Source organism: Ktedonobacterales bacterium (assembly GCA_036557285.1).
GTDB lineage: Bacteria > Chloroflexota > Ktedonobacteria > Ktedonobacterales > DATBGS01 > DATBHW01.
On the sequence record DATBHW010000060.1, the window covers coordinates 114711 to 140047 of the forward strand.

Here is a 25337-nt window from a genome sequence, read left to right on the forward strand (position 1 = left end):
GTTCCTGTCCAAAAGCGCACCCCCTGAAAATGCCCCTCATTTCCACAATCCTGGGTGCCTCAGAGTGCTTGAAAAGTGGCGCGAGCCGCAGTAACAGATTCGTTAATTTCTTTATCAGAATGCCAGGCAATCCCTCGTTAATGACCCAGAGATAGGGCTGAATTGCATCGTTATTCGCCGGTAATTAGGCTCCCATTGCCCAACTCCTCGGCTATCGCAGCGAATTGCTCCAGCGCCGCTTGCAAATCCTCCACAATACTGGCAGCAAGCACACTAGGCAAGGGCAGACTATCAGCCCCCTCCAGGCTTTCATCGCGCAACCAGAACAGATCAAGACTCACCTTATCCCGTTTGAGCAATTCTTCGTAACTGAAGACGTGGAATCGCTTCGTCTCCTGGCGCTGATGGCGATTTTCTGGATGGTAGCAGGTCACGAAATCATCGAGATGAGCACGAGTGAGCGGATTGGTCTTGAGGGTGAAATTCTGGTTGGTGCGCAGATCATACACCCACAGTTCCTTCGTCCAGGGAGTCGCGCTGGCAGGCTTCTTGTCGAAGAACAGCACGTTCGCCTTGACGCCCTGCGCGTAGAAGATGCCGGTGGGGAGACGCAGCAGGGTATGCACCTCACACTCTTGCAGCAGCTTGCGCCGGACGGTCTCCCCAGCCCCACCTTCAAAGAGCACATTATCTGGCACCACCACCGCCGCACGCCCGTTGATCTTGAGCAGGGTTTTGACGTGCTGGAGGAAGTTGAGTTGCTTGTTGCTGGTGCTGGCGGTGAAATCATCCCGCACGATCACGCTAGCCTCGCGTTCCTCCTTGCCTTCCTCGTTGACATAAGTAACGCTGCTCTTGCGCCCGAACGGGGGATTGGTCAGCACCATATCAAAACGGTCGCCTGGGTCGCCACGTAAGCTATCAGCCACGCGAATGGGCACCTCGCTGCCGTCCTCATCGCCACCGATGCCGTGCAAGAAGAGATTCATCAGGCAGAGCCGCGCCGTGTTATCGACAATCTCCCAGCCATGCAACGCCTGGTAGCGAAGGAAGTGCTTCTGGTCCCGGTCTAGCTCATAGTGATGGGTGATGTAGTCGTGAGCCGCCAGGAGAAAGCCACCTGTTCCGCAGGCCGGGTCGCAGATACGCTGATCGGGTTCAGGGCGCATCGCATCGACGGTGGCCCGAATGAGCGCACGCGGCGTGAAGTATTGCCCGGCCCCACTCTTGAGGTCTTCCGCATTCTTCTGGAGCAGCCCTTCGTAGGCATCGCCCTTCACATCGGTATCCAGCGTGATCCAGGTTTCTCGATCAATCAGGTCCACGATGAGGCGACGGAGCTTGGCCGGGTCTTGAATCTTGTTCTGGGCTTTGCGGAAGATCAGGCCGAGCATGCCTGGTTGTTTCCCCAACTCTTCCAGGGTATGCCGGTAATGCGTCTCCAGGTCGTCCCCATCCCGCGCGAGTAGACTGGGCCAATCGTGCCCGGCTGGAATGCGCGAAGGCTGGTGATAGGGCGGCTGGGTGCGCTCGTGGGCCATCTTGAGGAACAGCAGGTAAGTCAGTTGCTCTACGTAGTCGCCGTAGGACATGCCATCGTCCCGCAGCAGATTGCAGTAATTCCAGAGGCGTTGCACTATCGCCTGGGAAGCGTTGCTCATCTCAAGGGTACTCCTTCTCGCTGATTCATTCCTCGTCCCACAGGCTCACCTGCTCTGCCGCCACCCGCTCCACCTGTCTGGCCTCTATGAACACTGGCACCCGTTCCTTGTTCTGCTTCGTCGCTCGCTCTCGGCGTATCCGTTCCAGCAGCACACTCGCAGGCTCATCATTCGGGTCTTGGTGTACCAGCCGCCCAGCAAATGCCTCGCGTAAAATGCTCTGCCGCAGCCGTTCAGCGCGTTTGAGGTTGGCTTCGACTGTTGCCTCCAGTTCGCTTACCACCGAGAGGCGGCGTTCGACCTCAGCTATGATCCGTTCCTGCTCGACAAGAGATGGCAGTGGAACTGGACAATTGCGCAGTTGAGTCAGGTTAATAGAGGCCAAATTGGTTGTTTGTTTGCTAGCTTCGAGAAAATAGGCTTGCCCTTGCTCTGAATTCGCATAGGTGACTAACCATTGGGGTGGCATCCGCTGATCAATGAGCCGTGCTCGAAAGATATGGTTCTGGTGGATACAGGGTTGGATTTGACCTTGCCAAAGTGCAGCGCGGCCTAGCTTATCAGCATCCCCACCTTCAGTCAGAACTACATCACCCTCATGAAGCAAATACCGATCAATTTCATCTGTGGGGACTTCAATGGTCTTCATTATCTCTAGATCAAGGAACCCCCTCTGAACATTAGCAACACGCAGATAGGGCAATTCCACCGTAGAACGGCCAGCCAGATTGCGACCCTTGGTGACGCCGCCTACAACATTAGTCAATTGCTCTACACTTGCCCAGCACCATCCCTCCGGCAACGCTGGCAGGTCTGTCGTATCCGGCCCAGCAGACTCCTCGTAGCGTACCTTCGCCGGGTCTTTGCCCTTCATTCGCATATCAACTCCCCACCGGGCACGCCGCTCAGCCAGGATGCGCTGCAACAAGACGGAGGCAGGTTCGGTATCAGGATGCTCGGCCCGCCAGGCTTCCGTCAGCTTCCCCTCTACCGCTGCTTTGAGGACTGCCGCCCGATAACGTTTGAGCCTGGTCTGTGCTGATTTGAGCGCCGCTACACCTGCATCCAGTCGGGTGAACTGCTGCTCAATGGCGGCCACGATGCGCTGATGCTCGGCAAGAGGGGCGAGAGAAATCTCAAGTTGGCGAATATATTCTAAGCCTAAATCGGGCTGGCTACTTGCACGAATATGACGCCGCATTTGCTCTTGTAGACCTGCTGAACGAAGAGCATAGAGCAAATAATCAACCAGTTCAGGCAAGTGAAGCGTTTTTATAATGGCTATGCTGTATGATGCCTGGAATGGAGCATCTGTGGAGACTTTCCTGACCTCACCGATAGTTCCATATCGAGAAAGAAGAATATCACCTTGTTCCGGTATGATCTTTCTGGTTAGAGCTGTGTAGTCTTCAGGTGAGATGCGTTTAGCGCCTTCGAAATCAATCTGGTTGTCTCCATAGAAATCCTTGGTACTGATGTAAGGTATTCCAGACTCTACTGCACGAGGCATTTTATGGTCTACATCACCAATGCGCACAGTTATATCTGCTAAGGCGGTCCAACACCATCCTGGTGGTAGTTTGTTCTCCTCACTCATGCCACGAGCCTCTCATTGATGTCTTGGAGCATTGCTGGAAACTCCTGCCCAAAGACTTGATATGCCTTGCCCAGCCCACCCCGCTGGCTGAAGGGCACGTTATCGAAATCACTCGGATCGATGGTCAGTGAGGTCGCCACATGCTCCCGCATCAACTCCAACCATTGCCGCTGCTCCGGGGTGAAGGGTTGCCCTCGTCGCTGCTCCTGCTCCTCCAGCCAAATGGCAAAGCGTCGGCGGATGACCTCCGCATATGGCTCCAACCTGGCCTCCTGATCGTGCTCCCGCTCCAGCGCATACCGCACCAACGCCACCAGGTCGGTGAGCAGATGCCTCGTCCCCACGCCCTGCACCCGTGCCCCATCCAGCCGTTGATACGCCTGCCAGAGCTTGTCGGTCGTCAATCCGAGCGGAGGCGCTTGAATGGCTGCGGCCAGTTGCTTGATGTCCTTCAGGCGGAGCGTTGCATGGCGTGGGCCGTTGTAGAGTACCTGGAGGGCCGTAATCTCATCTCGATGCTCCTCAATGAACTGCCGAAAGCTCCCCACCGCCTGCCGAGCCTGCTCCTCCGCTCTGGCATCCCACTCTGCTGCTAACAGCGTATCCTGGCTCACCACATCAATCGTCTGTTCGTCGCGCTTCTGAATGTCAATCAAGAGCTTGCGTAAGGCTGGGTTGTCAAACGGGGCTACTACCCCGGCCATAAGGAGCTTCGCTGCCTTCTGAATTGCCTGTTCATCCGGCTCCTTTTGCCCGGTGGCTTGTCGCGCAATCTCCAGATGTTGGTCAGGGTCACAGGCAGCAATCAGCGCCTCGGCCAGGTCACGAATCTCCATCCCATCGGCCTGCTGTATAATCTCCTTCTGATCCGCCAGTGTCGCTTTGCGCCCCAACCGTCCCAGCCGCCCGGCCAGCGAGAGCAGCGTATCCTCATCACGATTGCCCAAGGCCACCGAGGTCAGCAGCTTGTCAAACGGCACCGAGCGTTTGCGTTCCAATGATGGTTCATCCGTCTTCAGTCGCTCACACACCCCAACCGCATCCACCAGCACGAAACGGTCTTTGCTGCGCGCATCGGGCGTGACCGCTTGAAAGTCATCGTCCGAGATCGTGCGGGTGCCGCGCCCTTTCATCTGTTCGAAGAAGCCCTTGCCCCTGACTGAGCGCATAAAGAGCAGCACTTCCAGTGGCTTAACATCGGTGCCAGTGGCGATCATATCCACCGTGACGGCGATGCGCGGATAGAAGCTGTTGCGGAAGCTGGCGATGAGGTCTTCAGGCTTGCTGCCGGTGGTCTTGTAGGTGATCTTCTGGGCAAAGTCGTTGCCCCGGCCAAACTCCTCGCGTACAATCTGTACAATGTCATCAGCGTGGCTATCATCCTTGGCGAAGATCAGCGTCTTGGGCACTTCCTTGCGGCCAGGGAAGAGGTCGGTAAAGAGGGCATCGCGGTAGGCGCGGATGACGGTGCGAATCTGATCTGGGGTGACGACATCCCGATCAAGTTGACTAGCCCCGTAGTTGATCTCCTCATCGACCTGTTCCCAGCGTTTCGCTCGCGTCAGCCTATCCCGCTTATCAACGTAGTAGCCCTGCTCGATGGTGCTACCCCGCTCGGTAATCGCCGTGCGAATCCGATAGACCTGATAATCGACATTGACGCCATCAGCCACCGCCCGCTCGTGCCCATACTCCATGACCAGATTGCTATTGAAGAAGCCAAACGTCTGCTTGTTAGGCGTGGCTGTCAGGCCAACGGTGAAGGCATCAAAATACTCCAGCACGCCCCGCCAGAGGTTGTAGATGCTCCTATGGCACTCATCGGTAATAATCACATCAAACGTCTCGATGGGCACCTGGGGGTTGTAAAGCACTTCCTTGGGGGGCTGGGAGGCAAGGGTAGCATCCAGATCAAAGAGGGAGCCTTCTTCCAAGGACGCATCAAACTCTGGCTCGCCGGAGAGGATGGAGTAGAGGCGCTGAATGGTGCTGATGCAGACCCGTGCGACCCGATCAATTGAGTTACTTTGCAGGTGTTGGACATTATACAGTTCGGTAAACTTGCGCCCATCATCCGGCGTAATAAACTGTTCAAACTCCTTGAGCGTTTGTCGTCCCAGATTGGAACGATCTACCAGGAAGAGCACCCGCCGCGCCCCGCCGAATTTGATGAGCCGGTAGACACTGCTGACTGCCATGTAGGTCTTGCCGCTGCCCGTCGCCATCTGCACTAACGCGCGTGGCCGGTTCTGCCAAAATGATCGCTCTAGATTGGTGATCGCTTCCACCTGGCATTCACGCAGCCCGGTGCGAGGAAGTGGGGGCAGGCGAAGGAGACGCGCTCGCATAATCTGGTTCTCACTGGCTTCGGGAGCCTGGGCCAGCCATTCAGCCAACGTCTCAGGCCGATGGAAAGCAAAGACGGAGCGGCTGCGTGGATCGGGGTCCAAGCCATTGGTGAAGCGGGTTTCTACTCCAGTCGTCTCATAAGCAAAGGGCAGCGGAAAGCAGGCGACAGGGAGCGCACCTGGACGGCCTTCACGATACTTTGTACTCTGCACCTCGACCCCGGTGAGCGTCTCGCCTTCTTTCTTGGCCTCCACCACCCCTACCGCCTGGCGATCTACCACGAGCAGATAATCGGTTGGGCCGGTTGAAAGCGGAAACTCACGAATGGCAACCCCTCTTCCAGCACCCAGATTCAGCGCCCCAAAATCCTGCACTACCCACCCAGCCTGAGCGAGCATACCATCAATCTTCTGACGGGCTTTCGCTTCCGGTGTCATGGATTCGGCCTCCTTCCCTACCACCTGACATCATGAGGAAAAGTTCAAGCAAGGACAGTATAGCAGAACACAGCCGCAGAAGGAAAGGAGCAATCAACTTCCCCATCTGAGATAAAAGATGATGGCTCGAAGACTTTGCTAAATCCTGCGCCCCCCCACGACGTAGCGATCAAGGCAATCTTTCTCCTGTGGAGGAGGGGGAGATGGGAGCAGTTGCGCCAGGTCTTCCCCGACCTCTCAAGGGCGGAGATCAACGCGAAGTTTGTTGCCTTTGATGAGGATTTCATCGAGGGCAATGCAGGGATCAAGACTGACGATCAGGTGTTCGGCCTGGTCAGGTGGCTGATGCAGCACTGAGTGTGTCAACTTTATCTGCGCTTTGAGGAGCCGAAGGGCTACAAAGTCAAATACGAACAGCCAGCGTTACTCGCCAATTATTCAAGCGTCCAATCAGAAGGGTGCTCGAAAGATTGGATAAGGCCGAACACGGGGAGAGCGGATGGGGGATAGATATAACGCCTGTCCAGTTAGGCTGGATAGCCACTGTCCCATTTTTTGGGATAGTCCCAATTATTGGGCGAGTAACTGCCCCAAATTTTGGGTGAGTAGGCGCGACTCCCTGCGCAGAATCTAGCTGCTCCCAGGAGGGACTGCCCCTTCAGAGGGGCGTGTATCTTAAAACGAACCTGGTCCTGTATCGAAATTCGGTACTGTTCCCTTCCCTGGTACAGTGTCCTCTGAGGAACCAGTAACAGGGTCCGTTGCGGATACGGTGCCCTCTGCGGAACCAGTTGCTGCGCTTACTTTGCCCTTTTCGGGATATAGCCCCAGATATAGAAGGTACTGGAAGGGCTGGAGGCTGGCCCCACAGCCCCACCCTCTGCCGTGTACACGATGGAGATGGGGGCAGGTTTCCGGTTTTTGTCCCCTCAAAAAGAATAACTGAGGGCCAGGGCGGGGCATGCCTAGCCCTGAATAGCGTACTTGAAAGGCGCGTGCGCGGCATGCGCTTTTCTGTTGCCTTTTTGGAAGGAGGCAATGCGGTTGGAAAAGATGCTTGATTTCTACGACAGATGGGCGGCTGCTTATGCGCTGGCGACAGGCGTAAAATTGGTAAAGGTGCTGCCCGGTGGATGGACAGCATACACGTTTGATGATTCAGACGGGCAAGCCAGTAGAGCATTAGGCGAATGGCGAGCAGGGCAGGCATTGGTACAGGCCAAAGCATATGCGGAGGCGTTCAGACAATTGAGACGTTATTAAGGCCGCAAACGGCACAGAAAGGGACAGGTGTAAGGTTGAAAGAGTTATCTGAGGATGCACGGCGGCTCATCCATGCGTATGTAGAACACGGCGTTACAGTGCAGGATGCTGCAACAATGGCGGGGCTAGGCGCAATAGAAAGGGTGAAGGCGCTATCAGAGCTACGGCAGACTGGCTTGCTTACGGGGGATACGGCAGACACCCTGGTTATCAAAGATTGGGCAGGGGTGCTGCCCTGCCCAGATGAAGGAAAGAAAGAAGAAGAGCAGGCATTTCTGCCTGCTCAGACTGATACCTCCCCATCTGCCTCCAGGTGTTCGGCAACTGGGGAGGGGGAAGGGGTGCACCCCTTCCCTGAAGGAAGGAAAGAAGAACCCAGTCGGGATGAAAGACGTACCATCCCTTCCCTTCTCTTTCCCTCCCCTCCCATATCTTATCGTTATACTGGTGCGAAAGCTGCCGAGCTTGAATACCCAGAACCGGACCCAGGCTGGTTTAATCAAGGAACTGCTATAGCGAAGGATAGGGAAAGCTATTGGGCATTGGTAGAATACTATCAAGGCTATGCAGACGGCGTAGCGGATGTATTTAGGGAAGTAGATGAGCAGGTAGCAAGGCTTGGGTACGGCACGCCTAGGACAGAAGGGCAGAAATGGCGCAATAAGCAGAAGGGCTTGGTACAACAGGCTTGGGGTGTCTTTTTCAGGTACAACCATCCGCTCACCAACCTGTACGCAAAGAAGCTGCTGCATGCCTGCGATAACAGGATGGAGAAGCTACTAGACTTTATGGCACATGTCGCCCCACGTCTCCACCTCCCAGAGAACTTCTCAGAAAAAGGGAAGCCGCTGAAGTTTCCATTTGCTTACATCATGAAACTGATTGAGAAGGATAAGCAGGGGAAGCCAATAGACGATGGTATGCCCATCTTCTGAGGATGGCCGGACAGGATAGGTACGGATGCCTACTCTGCTTTTCTTTTGCCTTGTTACCAGTCATACAGAAAAGCGTTTTAATGCTTGAAAGCCACAATCAAACTGATGTGCAGATGGAGGGAAAGATGAAGCAGAAGCCTTGGAACGAGCAGCCAAAGGGAAAGAAAATCGTGGCGGTGCTTGCCGCGCTTATTTCCCTCGTGTTTCTTCTGGCATGCAGCGATACATTGGATGCCGAGATAAATGCAACGGAGACAGCCCAAGCCCTTACACCCACACCTACGCCTACCCTTGTTCACCAAATTACTGACCTCGTGACGCACTACAAGCCGGACGGTACTTCTGATAATCTGCAAGGGGTTATCACTGGCGCTGCCCAAAATGGAACCATCTACCGGGTTGACATTACAGAAAAAAAGACAAAGCTTGGGGCGCTGACTGCTCGCGGAGTCATTCAACGGGATACCTACGACATCATGGACGCCCTATATGCAAGCAGTCTCCATCCAACTTCTGTGACGGTGCGCGTCTTTGGTCCCTTCACGGATAAATACGGCAATACCAGTAATGAGGAGTGGGCGTTAGCGATCTTGACCAAAGAGACAGAAGAAAAGTTCAACTGGAAGGGGCTGACCTATCGAAGCGCATGGGCCGTCTACGATCAGGCCAAATATCTGATGGATTGGTTGCAGGAGTGATATTGGGGCTATTACGAACTTCAGCGAACAGTGTTGAACTTGGTAGAAGCTCCGATTAAACGGGCAGGGAGTTGATTGGAAGATACCGCCAACCTCCCCTTGAGACAAACAGGGATGGCATACACATTGTTCAACTTCCTGTTGGCTACGGCGCAACTTTCGGCCATGTTGCCAAGACTGGGTAGACTGGTGTGCACGGCTTTCTTTGCTGGTTGCCTGAACTTCAAGAAACATCGCTCAAGTCACGGGAACAAGCTTACGAGTAGACCATCTTCAACGCGGACTATGCCGAAGGCTCCAGATGTGTCTCTTGTCCTAGCGACAGCATGCCCAAAGGGAAGAGTGGAAGGCCGGTCAGACAAGGGCGTCTGTCTGGTCCTTTTTTGTCCGCAAACTTCTACTCCCCCGGTAGATTTTTTGGGATCGCGCAAAGTTCAAAAGGGGAGCGAATTTGTCCGGCTGGTACTCTCTGACACTCACCTCTTCGTTTGATACGAAGCAAAGGACCTCCTTTTATAGAAAGTGAAGCACTCTATGCCTCTCCCCGCCTTGCCGGACACATGAGATGCTATGCTGACCTCACCCGCCATCTCCACCCATCATCTCCCTGGTACACGGCCATGATCTTCGTGCTTGTTCCCACAGAGCGATGTTCTTCTCTAACCCCACACTCTGAAGGGAATGTGCAACCCTTCATCATCTTGAGAGCAGCACACCATGCCTGGTTGAGCAAGATCGCAAACTCCCTCAACACCATGCCTGATCATCGGCCACACGAACCAGATTAGGAATGGCGGGGTCTGGGGCTGCTTTATCCGATTGACACGAGCGAGCAATGTGTGGTAAAATCTATCTGTAGGCTCTGTTTGGGCAAGGGAATATCGGGTGTTCGGCAGGGGTCTACGGCGAAAAATGTTGATGCGCTTGCATGCTGTGTCAGGTGGTTAAGGCGATGCTGGGACTGCTCTGAGCAGGTCCGGCATGACGTGCCGACAGGCAGGAGGCACTAGGGGGTCTGCAAAACCCCTATCGGCGGTTCGAATCCGCCCGTCGCCTCCAGGCTATCCACCCTTCCGAATCCAGGAAGTAATGGAGACACGAGCAGCTATACAAGCAAGAGAGCCTCGTCAGGTGCGAGGCTCTCTTTATTGCTAACCAGACGTATTCATCTTGTGACTGATCATTGCTTTGTTCCCTCAGGTCTTGCTGGCACGCGACGTAGCGCATTCGCCTGTCGGCAGAGCAGATGTACCCACAGCAAGTGATACGGGCGAGCATCCCTAAAATGTGATAAGATCAACGTTGGTAAAAGTACAGGGTTGGCGGAGAGGGGAAACGCCCATGAACCGCCCGTGAGACCTTGTGCGCGGAGGAAGTTTCTTTGAGCGATCCCCTATTTGATAGACTGGCAAACCTGGAAACCCGCTACGAAGAATTAAATAGCCTGATGGGCCAGCCCGAGGTCATCGCCGACCCGAATCTGCTCGAACGCTATGGGCGCGAATACGCCAACCTGGAGCCTCTCGTTGCAAAGTATCGGGATCTGAAAGAAACGGTACGCCAGCGCAATGACACGGAAGAGATGCTTGGGAATGGGCTGGATGACGACTTGCGCGTCCTGGCCCGCGAAGAGTTGGACCGATTGCGCCGACAGGAAGAGCGGCTCCTGGAAGAACTCAAGGTGGCGCTGCGCCCCAAGGATGTGATGGACGAGCGCAATGTCATCGTGACTATCCAGGCAGGCGCTGGCGGAGACGAGGCGGGACTTTTTGCCGCCGATCTCTTCCGCATGTACAGCCGCTACGCCGAGGATAAGCGTTGGAACCTTGAAGTGCTGGACTCCAACGAAAGCGGTATCGGCGGCTTCAAAGAAATGGTCTTTGAGGTGCGGGGCAAAGGCGTTTACTCGCGTCTGAAATATGAAGGCGGCACGCATCGCGTTCAGCGCGTCCCCGTCACGGAATCCAGCGGGCGCATCCACACCTCAACCGCGAAAATAATCGTTCTGCCCGAAGCCGAAGACGTTGAGGTCGAGATCAAGCCCGAAGATATTCGCGTTGATGTCTATCGCTCCACCGGACACGGCGGCCAGAGCGTGAACACCACCGACTCTGCGGTGCGCATCACTCATTTTCCCAGCGGCCTCGTCGTCACCTGTCAGGACGAAAAATCGCAATTGAAGAATAAGAACAAAGCGATGGCCGTCCTGCGCGCGCGGCTCTGGGATCTGGAGCAGCAAAAACGGGCCGCCGAACTTGGCGCGGCGCGGCGCTCGCAGGTGCAGACTGGAGACCGAAGCGAGAAAATTCGCACTTACAATTTTCCCCAGGATCGAGTCACCGACCATCGTATTAACCTGAGCCTGCATAACCTGCCGCGCGTCCTTGAGGGAGCAATTGACCCCATCATTGATGCCCTCATTGCCAGCGATGAGGATGATAGCATGGCTTCAGGAACATCCAGAGGGTAGAAGAGAGGAGGGGCCTGCGCCAGTGGAAGCTACACCAGCAGCCTTGCCAGCACATCCCTCTGTGGGAGTCTGGGCGTGACAACAGACATCCGGCGGCGTCCAGAAACCTATACGCGGCGGCTACACGAAGGGCATTACGCAGAACTGCGCCAACTGCTGGCGGCTGAGCCAGGGGCGACGGTGTTCCTGAGCAGCAACCTTGAACGCTTCGGGCTGAGCGACCCCTTTATCCACTTCTGGGGCGCCTTTCAAGATCACCGGCTCGTCACCGTCCTGATGATGGTCGGCCAGCGCGCCGGTATCTATACCACAGATTCATCCGCCTTGCGCCCCATCATGGACATTGCGCTCCACCAGCGGCTGAACTTTATCATGGGGCCGCGCGAAACCATCAGCAGCGCGCTGCCACACCTTTGGCGGCTTCCTATTGTTCGCAGCGAGGCGCATTTTTTCGCACAGCTCTCAGGTGAGCGTTTCCAGGGGCGCCGGCCTGAGCCAACCGCTAAGGTCGGCATCCGCAGGGCAACCCCCGACGACATCCAGGCGCTTACCACCCTCTATACTGGCGCAGCCGGTTTTGAGCAGGCGTCAAGCGCCCAGGTGCGCCAGTCAATGACCGAACGAGTGTATGCCCTGCGCAGCTATGTTGCCGAGGTGAGCGGGCGTCTGGTCGCGGGAGCCTCCACCAGCGCGGAAAGCTATAACGCGGCCATGATCGGAGGCGTCTGGACCTTACCTGATGAGCGCAAACAGGGCTACAGTACAGCGGTGGTTGCGGCCCTTAGCGCCGAGCTCCTGGCAGAAGGGCGCTGCCCGTATCTCTTTTATCTCGAAGATAACGCGCCCGCCGCGCATGTCTATAAGAAGATCGGCTTTCAGGACATCGGCCACTGGACTGTCGTGTATTTTCACCGCTCACGCTCGTAAAGCCTGTATCTGTCAGAAAGCATCCGCGCCAGTTCTACGGCGGGTACGAGCGTCTCGTAAAGGCTCAACATAGGTATGATGAAACTTGAAGCGCCACAGGCCATCCGCACCATCTTTTTTGACGCGGGCTTTACCCTTCTGCGGCCATCTCTTTCTCTCATCGAGACGTGCCAGGACGTGTGCCAGCGGGAAGGCGTCCATCTGGATAGCGAGCAACTCTCTCAACAACTTCCCGAAGCCAACGCCTACTTTCTGAAAGCCGCCAGAGCGAATCCACGCACCTGGGCCAGTGAAGAGGCTATTTCGCTCTTCTGGCGTGGCTATTACAAAATGTTCCTGCGTCCGTTTATTGCTGAGGAGAACGAGGCTTTGCTGGAACGATGCGCTGAGGAGATCATCAGGGAATTCGACCAGCACACCCATTGGGAACTCTATCCCGACGCGCTGCCCACCCTCCAGGCGCTTGAAGGGAGAGGGTTCACGCTGGGCATCATCTCCGATTGGGGCGTGAACCTGGCCCCGATCATTTCCAGTCTTAACCTGCCGCGCTATTTCGACTGCTTGGTTATCTCAGCCGTCTCGCGCTACTCCAAGCCAGAAGCGGGCCTCTATGATCTGGCGCTTCAGCGCGCGAGCGCCATCCCTGATTACGCCATCCATATTGGCGACTCGTATATTCACGATGTATTGGGGGCGCGCACCGTGGGCATCACTCCCATCCTGATTGATCGTCCTGGCAAGCTGCGGGCAGAAGAGGTTGATTGCGTCCTTATCCGCGATCTACGGGAGGTACTGGACTTGCTGGAAATACCTACAGCGACAGCCCCAATTGGCGCAGCGCGGGATCAGCAGCTATAAGCAACCAGGAATAATTGGCTGCTGCGTTTGACGCCTCCGACGAACCGGGCATATACTTGGGTGAACACTACACCAGTCTCTCAAGAGATGCATCAACCGCTGCCTCCGGCGCGCGGCCTTGTAATTCGATGATGCCAGAGGGTAGCGTCAGAGGGGATCAAGGAGATAGAGAAGACCGATGAGTACACCAATCAACCAGCGGGCGGAGAAGGAGAAGAAGCCAGCTCCCAGCCAGCGCCAGGCAGCGCCAAAAGGCCAGGCGGCGGCATCGAAAAGCGCGCCTGCCGCGCCAAAGCCTCAACCCCAGCGCCCGGCTCGGAGCAGCGGAAAAACCGCTCAGACGCCAGCAAGGATAGCGAGCCAGCCGCCCCCGAAATCGGAACCAGCAGCTGCCAAAGCCTCAGCGCCGCCAGTGCCCAAACCACGCGATCCATCGCTTGCCCGCCGCGACGAACGGCGCGAAGCGCGCCGCCTGGAGATTCGGGCGCGCCAGCAAGAACGAAGAACCGAACTGCGCCAGGCAAAGCGACAGACACTGCTCATTCGCTACGATCTCATCATCGCGCCCATTCTGCTCATCGGCCTGGTTTCGCTCTTTCTCGTCCTGGGTCAACCCATTGACGCGCTGATCGCCGGCTTACTCATTGTGTTTGGGGCCTTCACCGTCCTCGCTTACGCCACATTCATCCCCGCAACCAGGGCCAGCCGTCTGGCACACCCCAGGCAGCCAGCACTGGGAGAAGCGGAGGTCGTTGACAGCACACTCAGCGAAGACGCTCAGCCTCCAGAAGCTCCATCTGGCGAAGGGGCGGAGAGCAAACCAGCCCAGTAAATCAGGTACTCCCAAACAGCGCGAAGATAGCAGGCGATCACCGAACAGTTTGGTGATCGCCTGCTATCTTCGCGCATCCCTTATCCTCTGACTCGTTTGGCCCGACGCGCTTTCGTGTCAGCGCCGATCAGGTCGTGGGCTACCTCTTTGATATGCCCGGAGGAGAGGCCATAGAGTTCGTGAAGAATGGCGGGCGCACCATGCTCCACAAAGCGATCAGGCAGGCCAATTATGCGGAGTGGAACTGTTTGCAGACCCTTGCGCGCCAGCAACTCCAGCACCGCGCTGCCAAAGCCGCCAGCGATCATATGATCTTCAACAGTAATGATGCGGCCACAGGTACGCGCCAGGCGCAGAATCAACTCCTCATCCAGCGGTTTTGCCCAGCGCGCATTGACCACTGCCAGCCGGATGCCTTCTTCTGCCAGTTCCGCCGCGGCCTGCACCGCCGCAGCCACCATATTGCCATACGCCAGCACCGCCGCATCGGCCTGATCGACCTCTTCCTCTGGCGTCAGCAATTCGGCCTTGCCCACCTCCAGCTTGCGCAGTTCAGCATCCATTGGCACGCCCAACGCCTTGCCGCGTGGGTAGCGCAGAGCTACTGGCCCATCGAGATAGAGCGCAGTATAGAGCATATGGCGCAGTTCGTTTTCATCCCTGGGGGCCATCAACTTCATATGGGGCAGTGGCCGCAGATAGCCAATATCGAAGACGCCATGTTGGGTTTGCCCATCCTCACCAACGATACCGGCGCGGTCCAGGCAGAAAGTCACATGCAGGTTCTGGACGCAGACATCGTGGACAACCTGATCGTAGGCCCGCTGGAGGAACGTAGAATAGATTGCCGCAACAGGCCGCGCGCCGCTGACGGCAAGGCCAGCGGCGAACGTCACCGCATGCTGCTCAGCAATGCCTACATCAAAATAACGATCAGGGAAGCGCTCGCGCAGCTTTTTAAGGCCGGTGCCATCGCCCATAGCCGCTGTAATACCCACCACAGTGGGGTCTTTCTCGGCCAGTTCGACCAGCGTCCTGGCAAAGACATCCGTATAACTCGGCGGATCAGCGGGATTCTTTTTGATGGCGCCGGTTTTATAATCATACGCGCCCGGCCCATGCCATTTCGTGGAGTCGGCCTCGGAGTGTTCCCAACCTTTGCCCTTTTGGGTGATGACCTGAATCATAACCGGCCCTTCGAGATCCTTCGCCCGCCGAAATACCTCAACCATCAGCGGAATATCATGACCATCAAACGGGCCAAGGAACGTCAGGCCAAGCTCAGCAAAGATGACACCGCTCTTGCTGGGCAGCCAGAACTCTTTCATGCTGCGATCAGCGCGCCCGGCCATCTCCACCGCCAGATCACCCACCATCGGGAGATTCGCCAGCGATTGCCTGGCCGCACCGCGCAGCTTGCGATAGCGTGGATCGGAGCGCACCTTACCTAGATATTTATGGATGGCCCCGACATTTTCAGAGATCGATTTGTCATTATCGTTTAAGACAAAGATCACGTTTTTCTTGAGCGTACCCGCGTTATTAATCGCCTCCAGCGCCATGCCGCCCGTTAATGCGCCATCACCAATCACCGCCACTACCTTGAAATCTTCGCCGCGCAGATCGCGACCCACAGCTACCCCCAACGCTGCCGAGAGTGAGGTGCTGGCATGGCTGGCACCAAAGACATCATAGATGCTCTCGTCACGGCGCAAATAGCCTGAAAGACCCTCGAACTGGCGAATCGTGTGAAAGCGATCCCGCCGACCCGTGACCAGCTTATGCACATATGCCTGATGTCCTATATCCCAGACGAGTTGATCTGTAGGGGTATCAAAGGCGATATGCAGCGCCAGGGTCAACTCGACTGCCCCCAGGTTCGGGGCCAGGTGGCCGCCACGCACCGAGACAGTTTCGATGATCTCACGCCGAATCTCCGCCGCCAGTTGCTCCAACTGCGGAAGAGTCAGTTTTCTCAACTGCGCTGGCTCGTCAATGGTATCCAGAATTCGTTTCATTGGGATTGGCTCTTCCAAGATGACGCTCCTTCGGATTATTCCGTGTGATACAGCCCTACGACCAGCAGAGCCGCTAGTGGGTAGCGATACCATCATTATAGGGCGGGTCGTCACGCGCCACAAGCACCTGAGACGCCACCCATAGGTACGCTTCCGACGACCCTTGCAGATGCCTTCTTCTTACTCGTATAGAAGGGCTGTGCGTAAACGCTTCTTCATTCATCGCATATTGCCAGCCATCATTCAGCCCCCGGAAGGTCTCTCTTTTTTGAGCGCATAATGATCGCGCAAAAACAGGTCGAGCCGCTCATAGACTTCGCGCAGCGGAAGCGCAGCCGCCTCGGCCAGCCGACGGCACTCATCATACTCTGGCGCGACACTCACCGCGCGCCCTTCGAGCAATTTCAGCTTCACCTGTACTGGCCCCAGCGGCGTCTCCACAACCTCCTGGCGGCGCTCCGCTTTCAGGCGCTGCCATCGGCTCAGCCGCACGCCCAGCGTCGTCGTCTCACGCAGCAGCAGCAGCGACAGCACCTCAGCCAGATCAAGCGGCGCGATGACGCTGATCTGTGTTGCCGGGCGATTTTTCTTCATCTGCATAGGCGTATAGGTCACATCGAGCGCGCCCGCCTGAAAGAGACGATCCATGAGGGCGCCCAGCACCTCACCGCTCAGGTTATCCAGATTGGTTTCAATGATCATCACCTCATCTGTTTCAACCTCTCTCGCCTCCACAGGCTCGCCCAGGCAGAGCCGCAGGCAGTTCGCCCAGGGCAGCCGCTTGCGGCCAAAGCCATAGCCCACCTGGCGGATGACCATCGCAGGCGTCTCAAAGCGCGCGTAGGTTGCCAGAATCGCGGCAGCAGTAGGCGTCACGAGTTCGCCTTCGGCTGCGCGCGGCGTCCAGGGCGCGCCGACCTGGCGCAAGAGTTCAAGCGTGGCAGGCGCGGGAACAGGCAAGAGGCCATGCGACGTTTCCACCTGGCCCGTCGTCAGCGGCAGTGGAGAAGCGTAGACATGTTCAACGCCAAGCTCGTGCAATCCGATGGCCGCGCCGACAATATCCACCAGGGCATCCACAGCGCCCACCTCATGGAAATGAACGCTCTCCACCGAGACCCCATGTACCTGCGCCTCAGCCTCGCCCAACGCCTGGAATATTGCCAGCGCGTGCTGCTGAACGGCCTGGGGCAGTTGGCTGGCCGTAATAATCTGCCGAATCTCGCTGAGATGCCGCTCCGGCTGAGGGGTTTCCAGCGGCTGAACAGAAAATCGCTTGCCGTGAATACCCTTGTCGGCGTAGGGTTCCAGGACCAACCGATACCCCTCCAGGCGCAGCGCGGCCAGCCCTGCTTGCAAACGCTCGAACGATAAGCCTGCATCCAGCAGCGCGCCCAGAAACATATCCCCGCTCATGCCCGAAAAACAGTCAAGATAGGCCAGCGTCATCCGCTTATCCGTTTTCTTTTCAAGCGTTTTCCTTCTGCCTTCAGCCGTCTTCAGGAAGAACAGTCTTCCTACCGCTGTATCGGCTGTACGCACGACTTGCGCCATTGCATACCCGGCATCGTATCTCTATTATAAAAACCTTGACAAGCATAGGTTCTGTTCCTGATAATCTCATCGGTCAGCTTCCGCCTCGCCCGTTAACTGACACTTCGTTTAGAGGAGAAGCAAACAGTATGCCGACGACTTTACCCTTGCGCGAACCGATCCAACTGAGTAACAAACTCTTCGAAATGGATGGCTTCTCTGAAGACACCATGAGCGAGCATCAGGCCATCTATGAACACTTCATCACGCGCCACAACGACATCGTGACCGTTCTCAACCAGGTGAAGCGGCTGCCAGAGCATTCCAGCTCCACCTACAGTCCCTTACGTGTCCTCAAAGTCGAACTGACCTTTGCGCTGGGCGGTGTGCGCAACCACGAATTATATTTTCAGCAGCTTGGAGGCAAAGGCGGCAAGCCCTCCGGCGAACTTGCCGACCAGATCGAGCAACAGTTTGGCTCGTTCGATGAGTGGGCGGTAGATATGATCTGCACCGCCCTTTCATCACGCGGCTGGGCCTGGTTCGCCTGGGATCGTGACGGGCAGTATCTCTTTAATCATGTGGGCGACACCAATAACCTGTACCCCGTTTGGAACGCCGCGCCGCTGATCGCCCTCGACATGTACGAGCATGCCTATTATCTGGACTTCAAGCAAGACCGCCAGACGTACATCAAGGTATTCTTGGAAAATCTGGATTGGAAGGTTGTCGAAGAGCGCTTTGCCGCTGCTACCCGCTAGAGAAGGCAGCGGGCAAAGACCAGGCCGGGGCAGATACGTATCGCCAAAGCTGCTGCCCCGGCTCTTTTACCGACGCCAGGCAAAGCCAGTGGTCAAGCCTGGCTGATGAGATGAGTAGGCGCCATGATCCAGAAATGGAGCAAACGCCATGACCAGAACCGTTCTGAATCATCGGAGGAGCGCCGAGCAGTATATGCCTGCGGAATCAGGGATAATAGTTTGCTATGCGTCTCTCCAGACACCGATTGGTCTGCTGCAACTTTTCAGCGCCGGACATGGCCTGGTGAAGCTCGCGCTGCCCAACGAGCCGCGCAGCGTAGCCGAGGCATACCTCCGGCGTTTGTTGGGGCCGATAACAATTCTTGAGGACGAAACGGCGCATGAGACGGCGCTGGCGCAGCTTACCGCCTATTTTGCTGGCGCTTGTCGGTCCTTCAGCGTCCCACTTGATCCACGCGGGACATCCTTTCAACGCCTGGTCTGGGACACGGTTGCCGCTGTACCCTACGGCGCTACCCGTTCCTATGGAGAGATTGCCCACTCCATCGGACGACCCGCGTCAGCGCGAGCAGTCGGGGCAGCCAATGGCGCCAATCCCCTGCCCGTAATTATCCCCTGCCATCGTCTGATCGGCGCGAATGGGAGCCTGACGGGCTATGGGGGCGGAATCGAGATCAAGCGTTGGCTGCTGGCGCTGGAGCAGGGCAGCGGCTGCTCATAGATACGCTGACAAAGGAGTGCGCAGCTGATGAAACAGCGCACTCCTTGTTCTCCTCAAGTGCTTCAGGCAAGTCGCTAGCAGGTTTTGTCTGTAGAGCGCAGATTCGACTTATCTGCGCGTCTCTTCCTTCTCATCACCTGGCTGGTTGGATGTTCTGATTCACATGGAACAGATTGCGCGGGTCATATTTCGCTTTGATCTGCGCTAGCCTGGCATAGTTGTCGCGATACGCCGCCTTCACCTGATCGCCGCCCTCATCCATCATCATATTGATATAGGCTCCACCAGCCGAATAAGGATGCAGAGCCATCCAATAGTCCCTGGCCCATTGGATCATGCGCGGGTTGTTGGCCGGGTCAGGGTCTACTCCAACAATCACCTCCGCAAAATTAGCATCACGGAAGCTGAAGGCAGTCTCACTCGCGCCGGTTCGATGTGCTGCTCCGTTGATTGGATAGATATGTGCGGTCGAGTGCATCGTCGGCAGTTGCGGAGCATACTTCACATGCAGATCGATGGCCTTGTCATTCAGATCCTTGAAGAAATCGGCCTTCCAGTACCACTGCAAGCCAGGGGGATACAAAGCGTCAAAGAGACTTTGGAGGACCGGCCAGGGGTGCGGTCCGACGAAATCTACTACTGGTGGCACATGCGTGCGAATTGGTTTGAAGCGCTCCTCGGCCTGCTCCAGCGGTCCACTGTCGCACCAGACGATGGCGCACATCTTCTGGAGGTGAAACTGCTCTGGAAAGGGCGGCGCGGGTGGCACGGTGATAAATGCAAACCAGCCGTTGATCTCGTCGGGAGCGTCCAGGATAAAGGAACGCCAGACCTTCATGACCTCTGCCGCCTGCTCTAACGGCCAGAGCATCGGCCCGCTATAGACTATGCTGATCGGATGGAGTTGGAACAAGAAGGATGTGACCACACCGAAATTGCCACCACCGCCGCGCACCGCCCAGAACAGGTCGTCATGCTCTTTGGCGTTGGCAGTGACGAAGCTGCCATCAGCCAGCACCACATCTACACTCAGCAGATTGTCAATGGTCAAGCCAAAAGTTCGCGCAAGGTAGCCAATGCCTCCACCCAATGTCAGCCCACCAACGCCGGTCGTCGAAATGAAGCCGCTTGGCGTCGCTAGCCCGAAGGGATGTGTAGCGTGATCTACCTCGCCCCAGGTGCAGCCCCCTGCAACGCGTGCAGTGCGCGCAACGGGATCAACGTGAACCCCTTTCATGCCCGACAGATCGATCACCAGGCCATCATCACAGACGCCCAGGCCAGGGCCGTTGTGTCCGCCGCCGCGCACTGCCAGCGTCAGCTTCTGCTCGCGCGCGAAGTTGACAGCAGCAATCACATCGGCGACATCTACGCAGCAGGCAATGAGCGCAGGATGTTTGTCGATCATCGCGTTGTAGACCCGACGAGCCTGCTCATAGTTGGCATCGCCGGGGCGCAGCAATGAGCCACGCAAGCGTGATGCAAGCCCCTGAACTGCTGATTCTTCCAAAGTGACGGTAGGGTTTTGGTCTTTTATCATTCCTTTCTCCTTGTCCATGCTGTCTGAGGAAAATACCCTTTCGCCGGGTATCAGATGAGAGATGGGAAACTGCCGACCTCACTCGCATCTTTCGATCCTACAGCCAGGATAGCAGGGACAGCGTTAGCAAAGCGTTTGGTGAAGAAAAAGAAGGAGGGATGTTTAACTGGTTTTAGCCTGGGGCGCGTTAGCAAAGCGTTAATTCAGCAGAATACGAATGCACAGGGGCTACAAACGCGCAAGAACGTTCCTGGCCGCTTGCAGATCGGGTGTATCCAACCCTTCTGTGAAGCAGTCATACACGTCACTGAGCCGACGTTTCGCCTCATCTGCTCGATCCTGGGCCGCCCATACCTGTGCCAGACTCATGGTTGCACGCAGCTCCAACGATTTGGCTCGCTGTGATTGTGCGATCTCGATGGCGCGCAGCAGGGCTGCTTCGACATCTTCCGCTTCTGCGCCCTGCGCGAGGAGCAACTCGCCACGCAGACGATGCGCCTCTGCATTCCACCAGCGCTCGTTGTGGCTGCGCGCTTCGGCCAACGCCTCAGCGATGACGGCCAGCCCCTCCTCTACACGCCCGGCTTTCGCACACACCTGCGCAAGCAGGCAGAGGTAATATGGCAGGCGCAAGCGGGCGCTTGAGCCTGTGAATTCGATAATAGATGCCCGCAGGCGTCCAATACGTTGCTCATCGGGTTGTTCCAGCGCCAGCGCGTAGCTGACCAGGATAGCAGCCCAGGCGCGATAATAGGGCGCCTGATACATGCTGGTAAGTGCCAGCGCCTCCTCGGCGCTCTCTCTGGCGGTGGCCTCATCAGCGCGCAATTGCTGGAGCAACGCCAGATAGGCTGACACGAGCGCGTGATTGAAAGGCTGCCCCAGGTGCTGCACCAGCCTGATCGCCTCAAGCCCACGATCAAGAGCCTGCTGCGGGTAACCCAGGCACCAAAGCGCGTGAGATTGCCACGCCCTCGCGTGCGCTGCGTAGTTCACCCCCTGCGACTCCTGGAGATGGAGAAGTTGATCCGGATCAGGCGCTGCGATGATCTGCGTAAATCGCTCGTTTGCGTCAGTGATCCTTCCCAGATGCAGCAGCGCACCAGCTAGCATCATTCCAGAAAACAGCGGCGGCGCCATACCGGGGGCGTGCTCATAGAGTGTTTGCAACTCCTCAGAGACACTCTGTGCTTTTTCGAGCCTGGCCTGTACGACATATAACGATTGCAAGCCATAGAGCGCCTCAGCCCGCTGGGCATTGTCACCAACGGTATCGCACAGTGCCAGGTTGCGATCAAGGACGCGGCCCAACTCCGGCGCCGCCCAGCCTTTAGTCACGCGGTAAAGTGGCGCCAGGGCCAGTTGGAGATTGAGTTCCTGCCTGTCGCGTTTCGCCCCGGTAGGAAGCTGCTTCAGCAGCTTCAGACTTCGAGAAAGCAGACCGATGGCATCTTCATTTGCATACACCCGCTGTGCCACGATTGCCGCACGCTGATAGCATGGGAGCGCTTGTTCAATCAGGCCAGCGCGCTCGTAATGCCACGCCAGTTGGCCGCTGACCACATCGAGATCCTCCGACGACATCGCCTCCAGTGCTTGCGCGACGCGGCGGTGGAGCAGACGGCGCTGTGGCACACTGATCTGTGTATAGGCCACCTCGCGCAGCTTATCGTGTGTGAAGTCATAGCAGTTGGCGCCATGTTCGCGCACAATGCGTTTCTGCCAGAGTTCATCCAGTGCGCCCACTGCGCTGTCCATATCCATGTTCCCGGAGGCAATCAAAAGGTCAATGGTGAACTCGCGGCCAATGGTTGCGGCAAGCCCAACCAACTCATGAGCAGGAGCCGACAGTTGCAGCAAGCGGCTCGCCAGCACTGCCTGGACACGTGGCGGCATGGCCTGCTCCTCTTCGCCAGGCAGATCACGATACGAGGGTTCGGACTCGTGCGCGTCCGCTGGCGCTCGGTCTAAACCGGCTCGCACGGTTTCGACTACGAACAGCGGATAGCCTCCAGTCTCATGATACAAGCGCATGAGCGCGTTTACACCCCACTCACGGTTCGTTACCTGCGCGGCCAGTCGCGCGGTTTCCGCTGCATCCAGCGGCTGGAGCGCAATTTCTGTCACCCCGGTGGTGGTGTGCAGGTGCAGCAGCAGCGTGTGCAGCGGATGCTGTGCTGGGAGTTCTTCTGCGCGGGCACAGCCGACTACGATCAGTCGCGTCAGGGGGTCGAAGCGCAGCAGAAAATGCAGCCATTCAAGCGTTTCCTGATCGCACCAGTGCAAGTCATCGATCAGTAAGAATAATGGTTGTGGAGCGACCAGAACAGCGCGAGCCAGTGCCTCAAAGAAGCGTTGGCGCTGACCATACTCAGTCATCGGCTTGTAGTTGGGGATTTCTGGCCGTTCGGCGAATAGTTCTGGCAGGATGCGCGCAACCTCGGTGAGCCAGACGGTGTCGAGCTGTCCAAGCTGTGTTCGCAGCCCATCGCTGCGCAGCCAATCCGTCACTGGCGCCAGCGAAAGTTGCCCCTCAGCGGCATAGGAGCGTGTCCTGGCAGTGACGGCGCCCTGCTGGTTCGCCCACTCCAGAAACTCTTCAGCCAGCCGTGACTTGCCGATGCCCGCTTCCCCTGTCACCAGCACGAAATGCGGCCCCTCTTCGGCAGCGCGGCGCCAGGCATGTTGCAAGCGTTCCCACTCACGCTGACGCCCGATCAGGGCTGGTGTCGCAGCGAATGCCGGTTGCACTGCTTTGGCTCGCAGAGTTGACACCCCTTGATGCAAGAGATGCTCGTAGGCTTCTTGGGTCGCCGAATCTGGTTCGACGCCCAATTCGCGCTGCAAGATGGTAGCACATGTATGATATACGCGCAACGCGCTGGCGCGGTCATTATTCAGCGCATGCAGGCGCATCAGATGGCGATAGCAATCTTCAGAGAGGGGATCGAGTTGGAGCAAACGCTGGGCATACTTGATGGCAGTGGCGTAGTTTCCTTGCCGTTCAATGAGGCGCAGGAGTTGTTCGAGTGCCTGCATGTGGCTCTGACGCAGCCGCTCCCGCTCAGGCAATATCCATTCATCGTAGCAACTGGGTAGGAGTTCTCCTCGGTATAGTCTGTCCGCTTGCTCCAAAGCCGCTCGCTGGGCAGGCTGATTATGTTGTTGCGCGGCCTCGTCGGCCTGCTGAAGCGCCTGCTCAAATGAAGCCACATCCAGGCTAATCGGTATAGTGGGGCGCCAGTGCAACAGGTGCATATCGGTAGCGAGGAAGTGCCCGGCAGCCGGAAGCACCTGACGCAACTGATGCACCAGTTGGCGCAAATTATTCCGCGCCTGTGCCTCGGTGGTGTCAGGCCAGAAGAGGAAAGCCAGGTGGTGGCGTGGTTGAGGCACATCCCGATGTAGCACGAGATAGGCGAGCAAGGATTGCAAGCGTGGGGTGTTGAGATTGGTGATCGGCTGGTCTCCGTCTTGCAGGCTGAACTCACCGAGCAGTCGAATGTCCAGGGTTGGGGACATCTGCCCTCCTCTCGCGTCGCTAGAGGCAGAGGTACGGCTCTATATATGCATTGTACGCGCCAGGTATCTCCTCCATCAAATTTTTCCCCCATGACCTGGAAGACCGCGATCCTCTGGGATGGCCTCTTCGCCCAGTTCACCAGGGAGTAATTCGAGTGCAACCCCTAGCGAAGAGCTAGATTCTGCCAATCTCTGATAATACTCCCCTACCACCTTTACTATCTGTTGAAGAGCCATCATTAATTGTCCGCTGGCCTGGTTGATCACCTCTGACTCGTGGTGCTCAAAGGCCAGGATGCCCTCGCGCAAGGCAATTTTCATTTCATACAAGACCCGTTTATCCTCGGCTTTGAACAGCTCGCACACGGCACGAATCCTCGCGTGGGTTGCGGCTCTCGCCTGCGTGTCGCCGCGCTCATTCAGCCCAAACAACTGCTGTTTCAGAAAAGGAATCGAGTTTCGAACCAGTCGCCACGCCTCTCGCGCTTTGAGCGCCTCAAGCTCTGTCTGGAGCCAGCGAAAATCCTGGTCTTTCGCGCAGAAACCGATGGTCATCGCCCAGAGCGTCTGAAGATCCTCATCAATCAAGCCATCCAGATAACTCACCAGAAAACGACGATGAGCCTCAATCAGAAATTGCGACTTGAACGGGGTCAACTCATCAGGATCTTCACCGGCGGTGGAAGAGAGATGCGCAAAATCATAGTCATTTTCCAGCGCATTCTCCATCCCTACCACCAGATAGATATAACGCACCCAGGCAGTAAACAGTTCTTCCAGCAGCATGAACTTCAGCCCACCAGGAGTTAAGATGACTCCCCATGCACCATTGAATTGGAGACGCCGCATATTGCCAAGCTCATACATCCCCAGCAGCGCATCGACTTCCGAGTTCGTGTGATGAAGGACGCCTTGATAGGCGCTGGTCGCATCCATTCCAGTATAGTGGATAATGATTCTTTCCCCACCCACATGCTGATAGATAAACTGGGTGACATCATACACTTTGCCACTCACCACGATCCAATACCCCGCTTCAGGAGTATTTTGCAGAACCACCTGGGAAATATCGTAACCCGATGTGCAAGTTGTTTAAGCCACGAGGCGAGCGAACTGAAGTGGCTCCTCGCCCAAGGAGGTAGTTGTCCAGACGGCCATCGTATGCATCAAAACTTTGCGGAGCAGTCGGTTCCAGAGATGCCAGGTATCACGCGC

General features: G+C 56.8%; 18 protein-coding genes and 1 tRNA gene. 11 read left to right on the forward strand and 8 right to left on the reverse strand.

The window, feature by feature from the left end:
- Positions 1 to 170: 170 nt before the first annotated feature.
- From VH599_18375 to VH599_18385, 3 genes are read right to left on the reverse strand one after another with little or no spacing between them, the layout of a single operon-like run.
- Positions 171 to 1661: a class I SAM-dependent DNA methyltransferase gene (locus VH599_18375; GenBank protein ID HEY7350289.1), complete on the reverse strand. Its 1491-nt coding sequence runs from the start codon at positions 1659 to 1661 to the stop codon at positions 171 to 173.
- A 25-nt stretch (positions 1662 to 1686) separates the two neighbouring features.
- Complete coding sequence (locus VH599_18380) at positions 1687 to 3258, reverse strand: restriction endonuclease subunit S (protein ID HEY7350290.1); 1572 nt, start codon at positions 3256 to 3258, stop codon at positions 1687 to 1689.
- Complete coding sequence (locus tag VH599_18385; protein HEY7350291.1) at positions 3255 to 6044, reverse strand: DEAD/DEAH box helicase family protein; 2790 nt, start codon at positions 6042 to 6044, stop codon at positions 3255 to 3257. The genes VH599_18380 and VH599_18385 overlap by 4 nt, the downstream gene beginning before the upstream one ends.
- A gap of 213 nt (positions 6045 to 6257) precedes the next feature.
- Here VH599_18385 and VH599_18390 point away from each other — a divergent pair, with 213 nt between their 5' ends.
- The 9 genes from VH599_18390 (at position 6258) to VH599_18430 (ending at position 14027) form a co-directional block, all read left to right on the forward strand.
- Positions 6258 to 6401 carry a hypothetical protein gene (locus VH599_18390; GenBank protein HEY7350292.1) on the forward strand — a complete coding sequence of 48 codons (144 nt, stop codon included), beginning with the start codon at positions 6258 to 6260 and terminating at the stop codon, positions 6399 to 6401.
- A gap of 687 nt (positions 6402 to 7088) precedes the next feature.
- On the forward strand, positions 7089 to 7307 hold the full coding sequence (locus VH599_18395; GenBank protein HEY7350293.1) for a hypothetical protein: 219 nt from the start codon (positions 7089 to 7091) through the stop codon (positions 7305 to 7307).
- 35 nt (positions 7308 to 7342) lie between these two features.
- A complete protein-coding gene (locus VH599_18400; protein ID HEY7350294.1) occupies positions 7343 to 8242 on the forward strand; it encodes a hypothetical protein in 900 nt (299 codons plus the stop codon).
- An 80-nt stretch (positions 8243 to 8322) separates the two neighbouring features.
- On the forward strand, positions 8323 to 8940 hold the full coding sequence (locus VH599_18405) for a hypothetical protein (GenBank protein HEY7350295.1): 618 nt from the start codon (positions 8323 to 8325) through the stop codon (positions 8938 to 8940).
- Positions 8941 to 9918: 978 nt separating this feature from the next.
- Positions 9919 to 9999 (forward strand) — tRNA-Cys (locus tag VH599_18410).
- 322 nt (positions 10000 to 10321) lie between these two features.
- Positions 10322 to 11410 (forward strand): peptide chain release factor 1, encoded by a 1089-nt coding sequence (gene prfA, locus VH599_18415; protein HEY7350296.1) that lies wholly within the window; start codon positions 10322 to 10324, stop codon positions 11408 to 11410.
- 75 nt (positions 11411 to 11485) lie between these two features.
- Positions 11486 to 12337: a GNAT family N-acetyltransferase gene (locus VH599_18420; protein HEY7350297.1), complete on the forward strand. Its 852-nt coding sequence runs from the start codon at positions 11486 to 11488 to the stop codon at positions 12335 to 12337.
- 75 nt (positions 12338 to 12412) lie between these two features.
- The gene (locus VH599_18425) at positions 12413 to 13195 is read left to right on the forward strand and encodes an HAD hydrolase-like protein (GenBank protein HEY7350298.1); all 783 of its coding nucleotides are present in this window, start codon (positions 12413 to 12415) and stop codon (positions 13193 to 13195) included.
- Between the two features lie 178 nt (positions 13196 to 13373).
- Entirely contained in the window at positions 13374 to 14027 is a 654-nt protein-coding gene (locus VH599_18430; protein ID HEY7350299.1) for a hypothetical protein, read from the forward strand.
- A gap of 80 nt (positions 14028 to 14107) precedes the next feature.
- Here VH599_18430 and dxs read toward each other — a convergent pair whose 3' ends face one another.
- Both dxs and larC read right to left on the reverse strand, forming a co-directional pair.
- Positions 14108 to 16045 carry a 1-deoxy-D-xylulose-5-phosphate synthase gene (gene dxs / locus VH599_18435; protein ID HEY7350300.1) on the reverse strand — a complete coding sequence of 646 codons (1938 nt, stop codon included), beginning with the start codon at positions 16043 to 16045 and terminating at the stop codon, positions 14108 to 14110.
- A gap of 243 nt (positions 16046 to 16288) precedes the next feature.
- A complete protein-coding gene (gene larC, locus VH599_18440) occupies positions 16289 to 17587 on the reverse strand; it encodes a nickel pincer cofactor biosynthesis protein LarC (protein ID HEY7350301.1) in 1299 nt (432 codons plus the stop codon).
- 140 nt (positions 17588 to 17727) lie between these two features.
- On the opposite strand from larC, the gene VH599_18445 reads away from it, so the two are divergent.
- The gene (locus VH599_18445) at positions 17728 to 18339 is read left to right on the forward strand and encodes a superoxide dismutase (protein HEY7350302.1); all 612 of its coding nucleotides are present in this window, start codon (positions 17728 to 17730) and stop codon (positions 18337 to 18339) included.
- Between the two features lie 148 nt (positions 18340 to 18487).
- The gene (locus VH599_18450) at positions 18488 to 19060 is read left to right on the forward strand and encodes a methylated-DNA--[protein]-cysteine S-methyltransferase (GenBank protein ID HEY7350303.1); all 573 of its coding nucleotides are present in this window, start codon (positions 18488 to 18490) and stop codon (positions 19058 to 19060) included.
- 133 nt (positions 19061 to 19193) lie between these two features.
- Here the strand turns inward: VH599_18450 and VH599_18455 are convergent, their stop codons facing one another.
- The 3 genes from VH599_18455 to VH599_18465 form a co-directional block, all read right to left on the reverse strand.
- A complete protein-coding gene (locus VH599_18455; GenBank protein ID HEY7350304.1) occupies positions 19194 to 20600 on the reverse strand; it encodes an FAD-binding oxidoreductase in 1407 nt (468 codons plus the stop codon).
- Positions 20601 to 20828: 228 nt separating this feature from the next.
- Positions 20829 to 24122, reverse strand: coding sequence for a BTAD domain-containing putative transcriptional regulator (locus VH599_18460; protein ID HEY7350305.1), 3294 nt, complete (start codon positions 24120 to 24122; stop codon positions 20829 to 20831).
- A gap of 75 nt (positions 24123 to 24197) precedes the next feature.
- Positions 24198 to 25181 (reverse strand): cytochrome b5 domain-containing protein, encoded by a 984-nt coding sequence (locus VH599_18465; GenBank protein HEY7350306.1) that lies wholly within the window; start codon positions 25179 to 25181, stop codon positions 24198 to 24200.
- Positions 25182 to 25337 lie beyond the last annotated feature (156 nt).